Genomic DNA, 13,872 nt, shown 5'->3' on the forward strand with positions numbered 1-13,872 from the left:
GCTATAATGACAATCAGCATCCCTTGAAAAAGAGGAATCTGCAAATTTACAAAAATGGAGGGCACATACATGAAAGACATCTACATTGTCAACTGCTGCCGCACCGCAGTGGGCTCCTATGGCGGGAGCCTGAAGGACGTCCCCTCGGCTGAGCTGGGCTCCATCGTGGTAAAGGAGGCTCTCAAGCGCGCCGGCGTCGCCCCGGATCAGGTGGACGAGGTCATCTTCGGCGCCGTGCTGACCGCCGGTCTGGGCCAGAACGTGGCCCGTCAGGTGATGATTAAGGCCGGCATCCCCTACAGTGTGCCCGCCTTTACGCTGAACATGGTCTGCGGATCCGGAATGAAGACCGTCATGGAGGCCGCCCGGGCCATTCTGGCCGGCGACGCCGACGTGGTAGTGGCCGGCGGCACCGAGAATATGTCTCAGGCCCCCTATGTCCTGCCCGATGAGCGCTGGGGCGCCCGGATGGGCGACAAGAAGGCCGTAGACACCATGATTAAGGACGGCCTGTGGGATGTCTACAACAACTACCACATGGGCACCACCGCCGAGAACATCTGCGACGTGTGGGGCATCACCCGGGAAGAGGTGGACGCCTTTGCCGCCGCCTCCCAGCAGAAGGCCTGCGCCGCTGTGGAGTCCGGCCGCTTCAGCGACGAGATCGTCCCCGTTCCCGTGAAGAAGAAGAAGGAAGTTGTGGAGTTCAAGGTGGACGAGTATCCCAAGCCCGGCACCACCGCCGAGAGCATGGCCAAGCTCAAGGGCGCCTTCCCCGTGGGTCCCGAGGGCACTGCGGAGGCCATTGTCCACACCTTTGAGATGACCCAGGTATACGACGCCCACACCAACAAGCGCGTCCAGCGGGTGACCGCCGGCAACGCCTCCGGCCTGAACGACGGCGCGGCCGCCATCATTGTGGCCAGCGGCGAGGCTGTGGAGAAGTACGGCCTCAAGCCCATGGCCAAGCTGGTTGGCTGGGGCCAGGGCGGCGTGGACCCGAAGATCATGGGCGTGGGCCCCGTGCCCGCCAGCCGGAACGCCCTGGCCAAGGCCGGCCTGACCATGGCTGACATCGACCTGGTGGAGGCCAACGAGGCCTTTGCCGCCCAGTCCGTGGCCGTGGGCCGTGAGCTGGAGTTCGACATGGAGAAGGTTAACGTCAACGGCGGCGCCATCGCCATCGGCCACCCCATCGGCTGCTCCGGCGCCCGGATCATCGTTACCCTGCTCCACGAGATGCTCAAGCGCCCCGACGCCAAGAAGGGCCTGGCCACCCTCTGCATCGGCGGCGGCATGGGCGTCGCCACCATCTTCGAGAAGTGCTGACCCCCCTCTTCTGAGGTACCCAGGGGCAAGCAAGGGCCCCCGGACCGAAAACGGTCCGGGGGCCCTTGCTTCCGCCGGAGGGCAAACAGGCGGAAGCCCCCAAAAGGGCTTCCGCCTGTTCAGGCTGTGAAACTGCTCTGGGCGCTTACCGCCGGCCCCGGCGGCTGCTGCGCTTTTCTGTGTACTTCATCTCGGAGAGCTTGCTGTCCGAGGTCTGCATAAAGTGCTTGAGCCGCTCCTCAAAGGACTCCGGCTCGCTGGAGGCCCGGGCGCCGGACCGTCCGCCGCCCTGCCGGGAGCCAAATCCGCCGTGCCGGGGACCGCCCTGGCCAGCGGAACGCTGGGGTCGCGGAGGGGGGTCCATGGCCTTTTTAATGGACAGGTTGATGCGGTTGCTGTCATCAATGCCGATGACCTTGACCTTGACCTCCTGCCCCTCCGTGAGATGATCCTTCACATCATTGACGTAAGAATAGGCGATCTCGGAGATATGCACCAAGCCGGACCGGCCGCCGGGCAGCGACACGAACGCCCCAAATTTCGTGATGCCCGTCACTTTTCCCTCTACAATAGAACCTACACCAAACTCCATACTGCTCCCATGTTCCTCCTTGATTTTTCGACCCGGCGCGCACTCTTTTTCCGGTCCCCGGCGGGGACGCGCACCCGGCGGCGGGCAGGGGCCCCCGCCAGCCTTCCGCGCCCTCCAGGGACTCAGCTTGTGATGATGAAGACCTTCTCCCCCGGCGCCACCAGGCCCAGCTTATCGCGGGCGATGTCGGCGATGCGCTCGGGATCGTCGGGGTTGGCCACGTCCTCGGCCAGATCCGCGTTGACCTGCGTCTGCTCCGCCACCTGGCGGCTCAGGCTGTCCCGCTGGGCCTGGGTCTCGCGGATTCTGCCCTGCAGATTCAAAAGGGAGACCGCCAGATAAATCAGCAGCGCCAGCACCACCAGCTTTGTGAGCAGCCCCGCCTTTTTGGTCCTGAACATAACGCTCCCCCTCCCCCGCGCCCGCCGTCCGGCGGAGCAAGTCTTCCATCTCTCCGGGTATTACCCTCATTTTATACCATTCCCGCCGATAATGGAAGTAGTTTTTTGCAGTCTTTTCAATTTTTTTGCCCTGCCGGCCCAAGAGCACCAGCGGGGACACGGCCAGCCGCCAGAGGAGGGCGGCGGCGTCGGCCATTCGCTCGGAGAAAAAGCGCACCGGGCGGCTGAGCAGGAGGAAGTAGGCCGCCGCCCCCAGAAAGAGGGCCAGGGCCATGTAAATCCGCAGCTCCCCGCCCCCGGCGGAGATGGCGTAGAGGAAGAGCCCGGCGGTGACCACCACCCAGAACAGCAGGTCCAGGACCGGCCCCAGCAGGGGGAGCCGGACCCGGCGCCGGAGCAGGCGGAAAAGGTCGTACACCAGCCCCAGCCCGGCCCCCAGCCCCAGGGCCCCCAGGAAGGTCAGGGCCTGGCCCCACAGGTCGATGCCCATCCTTACCGGAACAGCCGGGCCAGAAAGCCGCCCCGCTCCCCGCCGTCGTCCTCGTATGTCAGGGCGTCCACCGAGCCCTCCACCTTCAGGTCCCCTCCGTCCAGGCTCAGCTTTTCGATGTGGAGGTCCTCCCCCCGCACCACCAGGGTCCCCTTGCAGGTGCGCATGACGATGGTGTTCTCGTCAAAGCTCTCCACCTCCTCCACCCCGGACACCGACAGGGACTCCCGGCCCTCCAGAATGACGTGGTGGTCGGCCCCCTCGCCCCGGGGCCGCTTTTCCTCATACTGCATCCATCTCCCGCCTTTCCCTTGGCTGGGCGTGCCGCCCTCACCTATCTATATGGGACAGGGGGGCGGGATATGCCCCGCCTCAGGCCGCGGCGGCGCTCCGGCTCAGGGCCCGGCACAGGGGGCGGCAGACCGCCGTCAGGGCGGCAATCTTCAGCCCGTCCCCCGGCAGGTAGACCAGCATCCCGGTCCAGACCACCGTCTCCACCGGCAGCCCCCGGCTCAGGTAGACGTTCAGGATCAGATAGAGGTAGGGCAGACCCACCAGATACAGCGCCCCCAGCCCCGCCAGGCAGGCGGCCGCCACCCGGGCCGGGCGTTTGTCCCCCCGGGTCAGCAGGCCGGTGACCCCTGCGGCGGGAATCAGGCCCAGCAGGCAGCCGAAGCTGGGCTGGAGGAGATAGGCGGGCCCGCCCCCCATGGTGAAGATGGGCAGGCCCGCCAGCCCCAGAACCACATAGGCCGCCTGGGAGGCCGCCCCCCACTTGGGCCCCAGCAGGACCCCGGCCAGGGCGGTGAAGAAAAACTGCAGGGTCAGGGACATGCTCCCCAGGGGGAGGCGCAGAAAGGCCCCCGCCGCCGTCAGGGCGGTGAACAGGGCGGAGAGGATGAGCATTTGGGTGCGGCTTCGCATGGCGGGAGCCCTCCGCTTGTAAACTAAATTTAGATTCCGGTTTACAATACCACAGCGGATCCAAAATGTAAACCCCATATTTTTCCGCAGTTGACGCGCCTCTCTCCCCGGCGGTATAATATAGTCCAAGTATCAAAGGGGGACGCGCCATGCTGCAAGACGACGTGCTGGCCCTGCTGCGGGAGGCGGGGGCGGACTACCGATCCGGGGAGGCCATGAGCCGGGCCCTGGGGGTGAGCCGGGCGGCGGTGTGGAAGGCGGTGGAAGCCCTGCGGGGGGCAGGGTACGGGATTCTCTCCTCCCCCAGCCGGGGCTACCGTCTCGCCTCCGCCCCCGACGACCTGCGCGCCGGGGAGATCGCCGCCGCCCTCGCCGGCCGGGTGGTGGGCTGGGAGGTGGTCTGCCTGGACACGGTGGACTCCACCAACAGCGAGGTCAAGCGCCGGGCCGCCGGGGGGGCCCCGGAGGGCCTGGCGGTGCTGGCCGACGGCCAGACCGGGGGCCGGGGCCGCCGGGGGCGTCCCTTCCAGTCCATGCCGGGGAAGGGGCTCTACTGCTCGGTCCTCCTGCGCCCGGCCTGTCCGCCGGAGGAGCTGGGACAGCTCACCGCTTGGACGGCGGTGGCGGTGTGCCGGGCCATCCGGGACTGCTGCGGGGCGGAGTGCGGCATCAAGTGGACCAACGACCTCATTCTGGGGGGGCGGAAGGTCTGCGGCATCCTCACCGAGCTGGAGCTGGAGGCCGAGAGCGCCGCCGCCCTGGCGGTGGTGGCGGGCATCGGCATCAACGTGGGCCAGACCCCCGCCGACTTCGGCCCGGAGCTCGCCCCGGCGGCCACCTCCCTGTCCCAGGAGCTCCGCCGCCCCGTCCGCCGGGCCGAGCTGGCTGCCGCCCTCCTCCGGGCTTTAGACGAGATGTACGCCGCCTTCCCCGCCGGAAAGCCGGAATACCTGGCCGAGTACCGCCGACGGTGCGTCACCACCGGCCGGGAGGTGGTCCTCCTCCGGGGGAAGGAGCGGGTCACCGCCTTTGCCGAGGAGATTGACGACCGCTTCGCCCTGGTCTGCCGTCTGCCCGGCGGCGGCCGGGAGACCGTCACCGCCGGGGAGGTCTCGGTCCGGGGCCTGCTGGGTTACGTCTGATCCGGACCCAGGCGCGCCTGTGATCCCCCGCCAGGACGTTCTCCCGGCCTGAAACCATATGGAAAAGGAGTGTTTCCCATGGAAACCGTCCTCTATTACGAGCCCATGACCCTCCAGAACCCCGCCATCCTCACCGGCCTGCTCCAGCGCCGGGGCCTGCGGGTGGTGCCGGTGGACCGGGGGCAGGTGGGCCAGAGCGTGGGCTTTCTGGCGGGTTATCAGGGCTTTCCAGCCCAGTCCGCCGCCGGGACGCCCCCCAGAGACCGGGTGCTGGTCTTCTGCGAGACGCCGGAGGAGACCCTGGACGCCGTGCTGGAAGACCTGAGGGCCCCGGGGGTCCCCCCGGCCCTGAAGGCCATCCTCACCGGCGCCAACGCCGCCTGGCCCTTCCACCGGCTGGCCCGGGAGCTCTCCAGCGAGCACCGCATGATGCACGGGGGCTGAAAATTCTGTCAACTTTTTACCCCCCTGCCCCGTCTAATCCCGGGAAGCGCCAGGGGGCGCACCTGCTCCGCCCCCCTTCGCCCGCGCATCCGCCGGCAGAGGGGCCGTGCGGCAGAGGACCGGCGCGGGCGCGCCGGAAAGGAGGCGGACCCTTGAACTATGACAAGCTGCTGGCCCTGAGCGGGGAGCTGGGCTGTCACCTCCTCCTCAGCGGGGCGGAGATCTACCGGGTGGAGGAGTCAGTCCGCTACCTGCTGGGAGCCTACGGGGTGGAAACGGGGGAGGTCTTCGCCATCCCCAACTGCATCATCGTCAGCCTCACCGCCCCGGAGGGGCGGGTCCTCACCTGGGTCCGCCGGGTGCCGGGCCACGACACCGACATCAGCAAGATGGAGGACCTCAACGCCCTGTGCCGCCGCCTGTGCGCCAATCCGCCGGAGCTGGATGAGGCCGCCGGACTCCTGGACAGGGTGGTCCGGGACCGGCCCCAGCCCGGCCTTCTCCTGCGGCTTTCGGCCTATTTCCTCATCACCAGCGTCTTCTGCCTCTTCTTCGGCGGAACCGCTGCCGACGCCCTGTGCGGCGGTCTGTGCGGCCTGACGGTGGGGCTGCTGCTGCCCCTGCTCTCCCGGCTGGGGGCCAACCTCTTCTTCCGGGCCATGGTGGGGGGGCTCTCCTGCGGGGTTACCGCCGCCGTCCTCACCGCCCTGGGCCTGGGGGAACATTTGGACCTCATCCTCACCGGGGCCATTATGACCCAGGCCCCCGGCCTGGTGGTCACCAACTGTATGCGGGACCTCATGGCCGGGGACGTGATGTCCAGCCTGGTGAAGCTGTCCGAGGGCCTGCTCACCGGGGCTGGCATCGCCCTGGGCACCGGCGTGGCACTGGGCCTGGCCCGGACCCTGTGGGGGGGGCTGTGATGGCCCTCTTCCTCCCATGCCTGTACGCTTTCCTGGCCTGTCTGGGCTTCTGCGTCCTCTTTCGCATCCGGGGGCTGGGGGCGGTGCTCTGCTCCCTGGGGGGCGCCCTGGCCTGGCTGGTCTATCTGGTCTCGGGGCCCCTCTCCGGCGGCAGCGTCTTCTTGCAGTCCTTCTATGCCGCCGTCTTCCTCTCCGCCTGGTCCGAGGCCATGGCCCGGCTGCGCAAGTGCCCCGCCACCGGCTACCAGCTCATCGCCTTTATCCCCCTGGTCCCCGGGGCCGGCATCTACAGTATGATGGAGGCCGCCCTCCGGGGGGACGCCCAAGACTTCCTCAGCACCGGCCTCCACACCCTGGGCGTCGCCGGCGCCCTGGCCGTGGGGGTGCTGGTGGTCTCCTCCCTGGTGCGGATGTTCTCCCACCGCCGGCGGCCCGGCTGAGACCGCCCCACTCTATCCCCTCTGGAGGTGCCCCATGCCCCGCTATGACAGCGTCCTGCTGGACGCGGACAACACCCTCTTTGACTTCGACGCCGCCGAACACGCCGCCCTCCGCCGGGCTCTGGAGGCGCGGGGCTATCCCTTTACCCCGGAGGCGGAGGCCATGTACCACGCCATCAACCGCCCCCTGTGGGCGGCCTTCGACCGGGGGGATGTCACCCAGGACTTCCTGGTGGTCGAGCGCTTCCGGCGGCTGACGGAGGCTCTGGGGGGCCGGGACGACCCCGCAGCCTTCAACCGGGACTACCTCGCCTATCTGGGCCAGGGCAGCCAGCTCCTCCCCGGGGCGGAGGCGCTCTGCCGGGACCTGCGGGCGGCGGGCTGCCGCCTGGCTCTGGCCACCAACGGCGTGGCCCGGGTCCAGCGCGCCCGGCTGGAGGCATCCCCCCTAAAGGAGGCCTTCCAGGCCGTCATCATCTCCCAGGAGGTGGGGGCTCAGAAGCCCCAGCCCGCCTTCTTCGCGGCGGCCATGGCCGCCCTGGGGGTCCGGGACAAGTCCCGGTGCGTCATGGTGGGGGACACCCTGGGCTCCGACATCCGGGGCGGCATTGCCGCCGGCCTCGACACCATCTGGTACCGCCCCCGGGGCGGTTCCCCCGGGGACCTCTCCCCCACCTACACCGCCGCCTCCCTCCGGGAGGTGGGCCAGTATATTTTATCATGAAAGGAGCGCACGCGGTATGCGTGACTATGAGGGCGGCAAGCGCGTCCGCCAGAGAAAGAATTCGGACCGTCGGGCCGGCTCCCGCCGGCGGATGCTGCTGGCCGCCCTGATCCTGTGCGTAGGGGTGCTGGCCTGCCTCTCCCTGGGGGCTATGGCCCAGCAGCTCAAATCCCCTGCGGCAGCGGCCAGCCCCACGCCGGCGGCCGCGCCCCGGCAGGCGCCCACTCCCACGCCCAGCCCAGCCCCCACCCCGACTCCCACGCCGGAACTTACTCCGACTCCCACGCCGGAATCTACCCCGGAGCCCACGCCGGAGTCCATCCCGGCGTCCATGCCGGTCCTGGTCTGGGAATCCACACCGGCGTCTCCTGCGGTCTCCACGCCGGAATTCACCCCCGCGCCCTCGCCCGTGCCGGGGGCGGAGGTCTTCGACTTCTCCCAGCCCGCGCCGGAGACGGCGGCGGTGGAGGACAGCTGGTTCTCCGATGCTGTCTTCCTGGGGGACTCCCGCACCGACGGCCTGCGGCTCTACAGCGGCATCTGGGGGGCCGACTTCCTGTCCTACCGCTCCCAGATGGTCTTCCACGTCACCGGGACCGGCTCGGTCCAGGTCAGGGCCATCCCCAAAAACGGCGTGGGGGAGACAAAGACCACCTTCGCTTGGCTGGAGGAGAAGCAGTACGGCGCGGTCTACGTCATGTTCGGCATCAATGAGCTGGGCATCAACAACGACGCGGCCTTTGCCGACGCCTTCCGGCAGCTCATCGCCGGCATCCGCACCCGCCAGCCGGAGGCGGTAATCTACATCCAGTCCATCGTCCCCATCGAGCCGGAAAAGGCCTATGTGACCAACCCCGCCTGGTGGCTGAACAATGAGCGGGTGGCCGCCTACAACGCCATTCTCCAGCAGATCTGCGCCCAGGAGGGGGGCGTCTACCTAAATGTGCAGGAGGCCCTGGTGGATGAGAACGGCGTCCTTCCTGCGGAGGGCACCACCGACGGTATTCACTTCACCCGGAGCTGGTACCAGAGGTGGTACGCTTACTTAAAGACCCACACCGTAGACCCGGACGCCTACGCCGCCGGTCTGGCGGCCCTGGAGGCCCAAAAGGAGGCAGAGACATGAAAAAAAACCTTCCGGCCCTGCTGGCCGCTTTGATGCTGGTCCTGAGCGCCTGCTCCGGCGGCGGCGGACCCGCCGCCTACGACCCCGCCGCCACCGCCCAGGCCCTGCTGGACTCCGGGGCCTTCACCCAGGCGCTGGGGGAGCTCTCCGCCGACATGGCAGCCCCCTACCTGGGTCTCTCCCAGGAGCCGGAGGAGGCCGTGGTCTATACCTCCATGGAGGGGGGCTATGAGGAGCTGGCGATCCTCTCCTTCGCCGAAGAATCCGCCGCCCAGACCGCCCTGGAGGAGGTCCAGACCCATGTGGCCGCCCTGGTGGAGACCGAGACCGACACCCAGTACAAGCCCGAGGACCTGCCCAAGCTCCAGAGCGCCCGGACGGAGCGGGCCGGGAACACGGTGCTGCTGGTGGTGGCCGCCTACTACGACAAGGTTCAGGAGGCCCTGGACGGGCTGAGCTGAAAAGGTCCAGACAAAAGAAGCCGCCCCTGTACGCGACGAAGCGTACAGGGGCGGCTTCTTTTGCGGGGGGTGGGTCAGCCTTCCACGCCGGCCTGGAAGAGCTCAATAGCGGTGTCGTTGTCGGCGGAGATGATGAGCATGATGTAGTCCCCGCTGGTGACCACCCGGCCGTTCTTGGCCCGCTCCAGGGGCTCGGGGAGATAGTTTTCAAAGCCCCGCTCCGTGTTGGCCCGCACCTCCTCCAGGGCGGCCTGGGCGGCCTCCATCTGGCCCTCGGCCACCCGGCCGATGACCACGGTGTCGGCGCTGATCATCATGGGGAAGAAGCCCACCGCCTCGGTAAAGCAGCCGGCGGGGACGCCGTAAAACTCCTCCATGCCGGCGGCGTCCTGCTTCATCGTCGCCCCCATGTCGATCTCGGCGATGATAGACCGGGCCAGCCGGGTCAGGGGTTCCCCGTTGGGGCTGGTAATCGTGATGTCGCTGTCCGTCACTGCCGCGGAGTAACCTTCCAGCCGGTTCATCAGGCCCACGGGCACATAGGTCACCCCCTGGACAAAGGCGGCGGTCATGCCGGAGATGGTCTCGCCGTTGACCTCGATGGCCCCGGTGCCGCAGTCCACATAGACGTCGTTGGCGTCCAGGGAGAAGTAGGAGCGGTTTTCGTCGGCGTACCAGCTGGCAAAGCCGTAGTCGGCCTCGGCCACGGTACGTAGGGGGAGGTAGACGGCCCCGGTGGGGGCGGCGGGGAGGCCGGCGGTGTCCAGGGCGGCGCCGTTGAGGGTGACGCGCCCGGCATAGCCGCCGGAGGCGGCCAGGGCGGAGGCTCCCAGGGACAGGCCCAGGGCCAGGGCGGCGGTGGCGGACAGCAGTCGTTTCATGGTGCATTTCTCCTTTTTTGATGTTTTCATTTGGGATATGCACCCCATTAGACGCGCCCGGAAAGAAAAGGTTCCCGGACGTGGGGATTTTGCCAGAAAAAATACGCCGCCTGGGTTTAGGGCTTGTTTGAAACATGTCAACATGCCCAACCGGCGGGTCTTTTGCCCCCTGGACGGCGCAATTTTTCCTTGAAATCCGCCAGGATTCCTGCGAAAAAATTGCTTGCCAGCGGCCCAAAATCCCTCGCTGCTGGACACATCGCCAATTTTCAAACAAGCCCTAGCCGCACACCCATAAGGAAGTAATCGTATCTTGCAGGGCAGCATGGCAAATTGCTATGCTGTCCTGCTTTTTCTTTCTCGTTCAATGGTCTGCTCGTCCTCGCCCTGTTTCAGTTCCCCGACGAAGTTCCAAATAATCTGGATTTTCTGCCGCCAGTGGCCGCTGGACTTGTCCGGCGCATGGACGATAATCTTTTTCACAAACTCGTTGACAACCGTGGGCGTGAGTTCGGTAATCCCCACATACTTCCGAATGACCGCCGCGAACCTGTCAAAATCCGCTTTGTCCTACTCGTAGGTGCTTACCACTTCCCGGTCTGCTTGGACTTCCTTTTCCATCAGTTCTTTCTGCTCCGCCTCATGCTCGGCGGACAACTTCAAAAACCGTTCGTGAGAGATTGCCCCGGATATATCGTCCTCGTAGATACGCTTGAAAATCCGGTCAAGTTCCGCGATCCGCTTTTCGGCTTGGGCGATTTCCCGCTTGCGCTTTTTCGCCGCCTTTCCCGCTTCCGCAAGCCCTATCATCTCATTCCAGCCGGGTCTATCGAAAGTTACCCCGGAAACGCCGTCGTCAATGAAAAAGGTTGAATTTGGAAAGCCGTTGTCCTCTGCATACTTCAAAAGGATTTTCTTTTGGAAAGCGATTTGTCAAGGGGGAATTACACCTTTACCTCTCATGTTTGTGGCCTGTAAATTTTTTACCATTCTTTTACTTTTGCCAAATCATTCTCATGGAAAACAATATCAGCTACTTCCTCCAACGCTGCGTCCTGTCGCTCCTTGGCAGCCTCCAGGTCGTCAAAGTCCCCCAAGGCTCGTAGGTCGATGGCCGAGGCGTCCACCCCAGCATTGGGATGCGACCCCTGCTGCGCCAGGGTGGCGGGATAGTCCCCTTCCAACTGCCCCCGGATGCTTTTCGCCCGCAGGCGGCACACCTCCAGCAAGGTATCCACCGCCAGCAGGTGATCTTCGTAGGAGCAAAAGGTGGTGGGGTCGGCCTTCACATAGGGGACGATGAGGGCCTGAGCCTCCCGGATCACCGCCTCATACCGGCCGCTCTCGAAATACTCCGCCAGAAGCTGATCCAGGTAGGCGTGGTACCGGTCGAAATAACCGCCGTTCTTCATCAGGTTATGGTAGAGAGGGCGGTTCCGCATGATCTCCCCCGGGGCAGGGGTGTTCACCGGCCAGTTGATGAGCACATTAGGGTCCCGGATGGGATCGGTCATCCCCAGGGCATAGGTGCCGAAGGCCAGGTTGTAGTCCCAAGGCAGGATGGAGAGAATGCCGTCCTCCTCATAGAGAAAGTAGTTGTGGCCCGTATGCCCCAGGTAGCTGTCCCAGTTCATCACGAAGACCTGGACGGTAAAGTAGCGGAGCACCTGGTCCACGTTCACCGCCGTCTCCAGGTCCTCCCCGACGGACAGCACCCGCAGGGCCTCGATCAGCCGGGCCTGGTCCGCAGCATCGATGTCGAACTTGGCGTTTTCAAAAATGTTGGGGTAGCGCTCCGGGTCATCGCCCACATACCGCAGGGCCACGTCGGCGTTCTCGTCATGGAGGGAGCGGTAGTCCGGCTTGTAGAGCCGTCCGTAGTCCGGGCCGAAGTTCCGCCGGGCAAAGGCCTCCTCCGGCTCCTCGATAGCCAGGAAGAGCCCCCAGGGGGCACCGTTCACCGTCACCCACACGAAGCTGCACAGGGGAGTGGGCACTCCCATGAACGCCATCATGTCGTAGACCAGCCAGGTTTTCAGATAGCTGTTGTCCTGGAAGGAGGCGTCCAGGGAGAGCTTGTCCAGGCCATAGTAATTCCCCCCGTCCACATAGTGGTCAAACTCAAGCTTGAGACTGAACCGGGACAGGCCGTACTCCTGGGTGAGCCGCAGGGAGTTATTCCCCTTGGCCCGCAGGCCCACCTGGTAAAATGCCTCCCCGTCGATGACGGCGGTGCAGGGAATATATGCCTCCCGGGGCGCGTCCGCGAGAAACTGTGCCCAGTCCTCTACCTGGAGATCCACAGTGTGAACATAGCTGCTGTCGAACAGGCGGCAGGCGTATTCCGGCGCGGAGCTGGCGGACCGGAGGCCCAGGGCCTCCCCAAAAAAGAGCAACCCGGTGAGGGCCAGAGCCAGGACCATGGCCCCGGCGCAGAGGCGGTCGATGTGCCGGCAGCGGATCATGGCCTCACCCCAGATATTCCCCGTTGTAGGAGACCAGCACCACATGGCCCACGTCCTGCATCTCTCCCAGCTCGTTGACAAAGCCGGTGTCGGCCTTCCGTAGGCGCACCTCGTAATTGAGCTCAATCAGCCCCGGGGAGACGCTCTTGCTCTTGAGGTTCAGCCGCCGCACCCGGGCCTCCACCAGGGCGCGGACCTGGGCCTCCACGTCCTGGGAGCCGCAGTGGACCACCAGGATATAGGGGGACTCCCCGTTTTTCTGCCGGGAGAACACCAGCAGCACCGTCCCCACAAAGAGGCTCCCCACCACCGCCAGGGGGATGATACCCGCCGCCAGCACAATGCCCACGGCGATGGCCCAGAACAAAAAGGCGATATCCATGGGCTCCTTGATGGCGGTGCGGAACCGGACGATGGACAGGGCGCCCACCATGCCCAGGGAGAGGACGATGTTGCTGGTCACCGCCAGGATCAGCAGGGTGGTAATCATGGTCAGGGCGATGAGAGTGACGCCGAAGCTGGGGGCGTACATCACCCCACTGTAGCTCTGTTTGTAGACCAGAAAGAGGAACAGGCCCAGCAGGAAGGCCAGCACCAGGGCGATGGCGGCGTCCAGCAGGGAGACGCTGTCCAGGCGCTCCAGGAAGCTGGAGCGGAAGATGTCCTGAAAGGTGGTCATGGGGGCCACTCCTTAAATGTCTGTGGATTTGCTCAGTCAAACCGGCGGCACAGGGCGTATTTGGAGCAGGCAGAGGCCCTGCGGTCCCAGGTCTGCACGGCCATGCGGACCAGGTCGGGGAGAAAGGCGTCGTACTTGACCTCCAGCACTGTGAGGCCCTCCATCGGCTTTAAGGGGAGGGGGGCCTCCGGCTGGAGGAAATCCAGGGGGCCCCGCCCGGTGCGGAGGTTCCGGTCCAGGGTGACCCGGATGTTGCCCGGGGGGTAGGCGAAGGCCTCCCGGTCGTAGCAGACCACCGTCCGGGGGACCAGAAGGGACCCCCGCAGCTTGTGGTACAGCTCACGGAGCAGGGGCTCATCCCGCTCCAGAAGAAAGGCGTCCTCCCCCGCCAGCAGGCTTTGGGCCTCCTCCCGGGTCAGCCGGGCGGTGCGCTTGCCGCACAGGCCGTTTACCTTGTATTTCTTCTCCAGCTTCAGCCAGGCGGGCCTTTCTCCGTAGTACCGCAGGCGGAACTTCTCCCGGCGGTCCACCCCGTCCAGCTTCTCCCGGAGGGCGGTGTCGTAGGGGGTGTCGAAGTAGAGGCTGGCGACCTGGTAGCTCCCGTCCGCCCCCGCATGGGCGTCGTGGGGAAACAGGCGGCGCAGCCGCCCGGCCAGCACCAGGTCCTCCTGACGGGAGACCTGGTGCTTGTACTCGTGGCGGAGCCGGAGGGGCTCAGTCGTCATAGCCGCTGTCGCCGTAGTTGGAGGCTCCGTAGTTGGAGCTGCCGTAGTTGGTGACGCCGTCGTTGTTGGGGCCGTAGTCGGTGTCGTTGTAGTCGGTGACGCCGTCGGCGTTGGGGCCGTAGTCGG

17 protein-coding genes and 2 pseudogenes are annotated in these 13,872 nt (G+C 66.0%); 8 read left to right on the forward strand and 11 right to left on the reverse strand.

Annotated elements, in window-relative coordinates:
* Positions 1-69: 69 nt before the first annotated feature.
* On the forward strand, positions 70-1,329 hold the full coding sequence (locus tag Q0K09_RS04780; protein ID WP_294473579.1) for an acetyl-CoA C-acetyltransferase: 1,260 nt from the start codon (positions 70-72) through the stop codon (positions 1,327-1,329).
* A 145-nt stretch (positions 1,330-1,474) separates the two neighbouring features.
* Here the strand turns inward: Q0K09_RS04780 and Q0K09_RS04785 are convergent, their stop codons facing one another.
* From Q0K09_RS04785 to Q0K09_RS04800, 5 genes and pseudogenes are all read right to left on the reverse strand, one after another.
* Positions 1,475-1,921 carry a S1 RNA-binding domain-containing protein gene (locus Q0K09_RS04785; RefSeq protein WP_294473581.1) on the reverse strand — a complete coding sequence of 149 codons (447 nt, stop codon included), beginning with the start codon at positions 1,919-1,921 and terminating at the stop codon, positions 1,475-1,477.
* 122 nt (positions 1,922-2,043) lie between these two features.
* Positions 2,044-2,322 (reverse strand): septum formation initiator family protein, encoded by a 279-nt coding sequence (locus tag Q0K09_RS04790; protein WP_294473583.1) that lies wholly within the window; start codon positions 2,320-2,322, stop codon positions 2,044-2,046.
* A gap of 232 nt (positions 2,323-2,554) precedes the next feature.
* Positions 2,555-2,812, reverse strand: a pseudogene (yabQ, locus tag Q0K09_RS10735) (spore cortex biosynthesis protein YabQ); the annotation flags it as partial.
* Positions 2,813-2,814: 2 nt separating this feature from the next.
* On the reverse strand, positions 2,815-3,105 hold the full coding sequence (gene yabP, locus Q0K09_RS04795) for a sporulation protein YabP (RefSeq protein WP_294473586.1): 291 nt from the start codon (positions 3,103-3,105) through the stop codon (positions 2,815-2,817).
* A gap of 79 nt (positions 3,106-3,184) precedes the next feature.
* Positions 3,185-3,736 (reverse strand): biotin transporter BioY, encoded by a 552-nt coding sequence (locus tag Q0K09_RS04800; protein ID WP_294473588.1) that lies wholly within the window; start codon positions 3,734-3,736, stop codon positions 3,185-3,187.
* A gap of 149 nt (positions 3,737-3,885) precedes the next feature.
* On the opposite strand from Q0K09_RS04800, the gene Q0K09_RS04805 reads away from it, so the two are divergent.
* From Q0K09_RS04805 to Q0K09_RS04835, 7 genes are all read left to right on the forward strand, one after another.
* Positions 3,886-4,878, forward strand: coding sequence for a biotin--[acetyl-CoA-carboxylase] ligase (locus Q0K09_RS04805; protein ID WP_294473589.1), 993 nt, complete (start codon positions 3,886-3,888; stop codon positions 4,876-4,878).
* Positions 4,879-4,956: 78 nt separating this feature from the next.
* Positions 4,957-5,322, forward strand: a complete 366-nt coding sequence (locus tag Q0K09_RS04810) for a DUF3783 domain-containing protein (RefSeq protein ID WP_294473591.1) — start codon at positions 4,957-4,959, stop codon at positions 5,320-5,322.
* 152 nt (positions 5,323-5,474) lie between these two features.
* On the forward strand, positions 5,475-6,245 hold the full coding sequence (locus Q0K09_RS04815) for a threonine/serine exporter family protein (RefSeq protein WP_294473594.1): 771 nt from the start codon (positions 5,475-5,477) through the stop codon (positions 6,243-6,245).
* On the forward strand, positions 6,245-6,685 hold the full coding sequence (locus Q0K09_RS04820; protein WP_294473596.1) for a threonine/serine exporter family protein: 441 nt from the start codon (positions 6,245-6,247) through the stop codon (positions 6,683-6,685). The genes Q0K09_RS04815 and Q0K09_RS04820 overlap by 1 nt, the downstream gene beginning before the upstream one ends.
* A 34-nt stretch (positions 6,686-6,719) precedes the next feature.
* Positions 6,720-7,409, forward strand: a complete 690-nt coding sequence (locus Q0K09_RS04825; RefSeq protein ID WP_294473598.1) for a YjjG family noncanonical pyrimidine nucleotidase — start codon at positions 6,720-6,722, stop codon at positions 7,407-7,409.
* Between the two features lie 16 nt (positions 7,410-7,425).
* Positions 7,426-8,535, forward strand: coding sequence for a GDSL-type esterase/lipase family protein (locus tag Q0K09_RS04830; RefSeq protein WP_294473600.1), 1,110 nt, complete (start codon positions 7,426-7,428; stop codon positions 8,533-8,535).
* Positions 8,532-8,996, forward strand: coding sequence for a DUF4358 domain-containing protein (locus Q0K09_RS04835; protein WP_294473602.1), 465 nt, complete (start codon positions 8,532-8,534; stop codon positions 8,994-8,996). The genes Q0K09_RS04830 and Q0K09_RS04835 overlap by 4 nt, the downstream gene beginning before the upstream one ends.
* 74 nt (positions 8,997-9,070) lie before the next feature.
* Here the strand turns inward: Q0K09_RS04835 and Q0K09_RS04840 are convergent, their stop codons facing one another.
* From Q0K09_RS04840 to Q0K09_RS04860, 6 genes and pseudogenes are all read right to left on the reverse strand, one after another.
* Positions 9,071-9,877 (reverse strand): DUF4358 domain-containing protein, encoded by an 807-nt coding sequence (locus Q0K09_RS04840; RefSeq protein WP_294473604.1) that lies wholly within the window; start codon positions 9,875-9,877, stop codon positions 9,071-9,073.
* A gap of 336 nt (positions 9,878-10,213) precedes the next feature.
* A pseudogene (locus tag Q0K09_RS10740) lies at positions 10,214-10,432 on the reverse strand (DUF4368 domain-containing protein); the annotation flags it as partial.
* 15 nt (positions 10,433-10,447) lie between these two features.
* Positions 10,448-10,807 (reverse strand): recombinase family protein, encoded by a 360-nt coding sequence (locus Q0K09_RS10745; protein ID WP_365931481.1) that lies wholly within the window; start codon positions 10,805-10,807, stop codon positions 10,448-10,450.
* 53 nt (positions 10,808-10,860) lie between these two features.
* On the reverse strand, positions 10,861-12,342 hold the full coding sequence (locus Q0K09_RS04850) for a CotH kinase family protein (protein ID WP_294473606.1): 1,482 nt from the start codon (positions 12,340-12,342) through the stop codon (positions 10,861-10,863).
* A 4-nt stretch (positions 12,343-12,346) separates the two neighbouring features.
* A complete protein-coding gene (locus Q0K09_RS04855; RefSeq protein ID WP_294473608.1) occupies positions 12,347-13,021 on the reverse strand; it encodes a DUF4956 domain-containing protein in 675 nt (224 codons plus the stop codon).
* A gap of 32 nt (positions 13,022-13,053) precedes the next feature.
* Positions 13,054-13,746 (reverse strand): polyphosphate polymerase domain-containing protein, encoded by a 693-nt coding sequence (locus tag Q0K09_RS04860; RefSeq protein ID WP_294473610.1) that lies wholly within the window; start codon positions 13,744-13,746, stop codon positions 13,054-13,056.
* Between the last annotated feature and the right edge of the window lie 126 nt (positions 13,747-13,872).

The organism is uncultured Intestinimonas sp., from assembly GCF_944387725.1.
GTDB lineage: Bacteria > Bacillota > Clostridia > Oscillospirales > Oscillospiraceae > Intestinimonas.

What these genes read in the sequence shown, in the direction of transcription:
- Q0K09_RS04785 (WP_294473581.1), bottom strand. Translation starts at nt 1,921, where the DNA reads ATGGAGTTTGGTGTAGGTTCTATTGTAGAGGGAAAAGTGACGGGCATC.
- Q0K09_RS04855 (WP_294473608.1), bottom strand. Translation starts at nt 13,021, where the DNA reads ATGACCACCTTTCAGGACATCTTCCGCTCCAGCTTCCTGGAGCGCCTG.
- Q0K09_RS04825 (WP_294473598.1), top strand. Translation starts at nt 6,720, where the DNA reads ATGCCCCGCTATGACAGCGTCCTGCTGGACGCGGACAACACCCTCTTT.
- Q0K09_RS04790 (WP_294473583.1), bottom strand. Translation starts at nt 2,322, where the DNA reads ATGTTCAGGACCAAAAAGGCGGGGCTGCTCACAAAGCTGGTGGTGCTG.
- Q0K09_RS04835 (WP_294473602.1), top strand. Translation starts at nt 8,532, where the DNA reads ATGAAAAAAAACCTTCCGGCCCTGCTGGCCGCTTTGATGCTGGTCCTG.
- Q0K09_RS04805 (WP_294473589.1), top strand. Translation starts at nt 3,886, where the DNA reads ATGCTGCAAGACGACGTGCTGGCCCTGCTGCGGGAGGCGGGGGCGGAC.
- Q0K09_RS04810 (WP_294473591.1), top strand. Translation starts at nt 4,957, where the DNA reads ATGGAAACCGTCCTCTATTACGAGCCCATGACCCTCCAGAACCCCGCC.
- Q0K09_RS04850 (WP_294473606.1), bottom strand. Translation starts at nt 12,342, where the DNA reads ATGATCCGCTGCCGGCACATCGACCGCCTCTGCGCCGGGGCCATGGTC.
- Q0K09_RS04830 (WP_294473600.1), top strand. Translation starts at nt 7,426, where the DNA reads ATGCGTGACTATGAGGGCGGCAAGCGCGTCCGCCAGAGAAAGAATTCG.
- Q0K09_RS04820 (WP_294473596.1), top strand. Translation starts at nt 6,245, where the DNA reads ATGGCCCTCTTCCTCCCATGCCTGTACGCTTTCCTGGCCTGTCTGGGC.
- Q0K09_RS04860 (WP_294473610.1), bottom strand. Translation starts at nt 13,746, where the DNA reads ATGACGACTGAGCCCCTCCGGCTCCGCCACGAGTACAAGCACCAGGTC.
- Q0K09_RS04840 (WP_294473604.1), bottom strand. Translation starts at nt 9,877, where the DNA reads ATGAAACGACTGCTGTCCGCCACCGCCGCCCTGGCCCTGGGCCTGTCC.
- yabP (WP_294473586.1), bottom strand. Translation starts at nt 3,105, where the DNA reads ATGCAGTATGAGGAAAAGCGGCCCCGGGGCGAGGGGGCCGACCACCAC.
- Q0K09_RS04780 (WP_294473579.1), top strand. Translation starts at nt 70, where the DNA reads ATGAAAGACATCTACATTGTCAACTGCTGCCGCACCGCAGTGGGCTCC.
- Q0K09_RS04800 (WP_294473588.1), bottom strand. Translation starts at nt 3,736, where the DNA reads ATGCGAAGCCGCACCCAAATGCTCATCCTCTCCGCCCTGTTCACCGCC.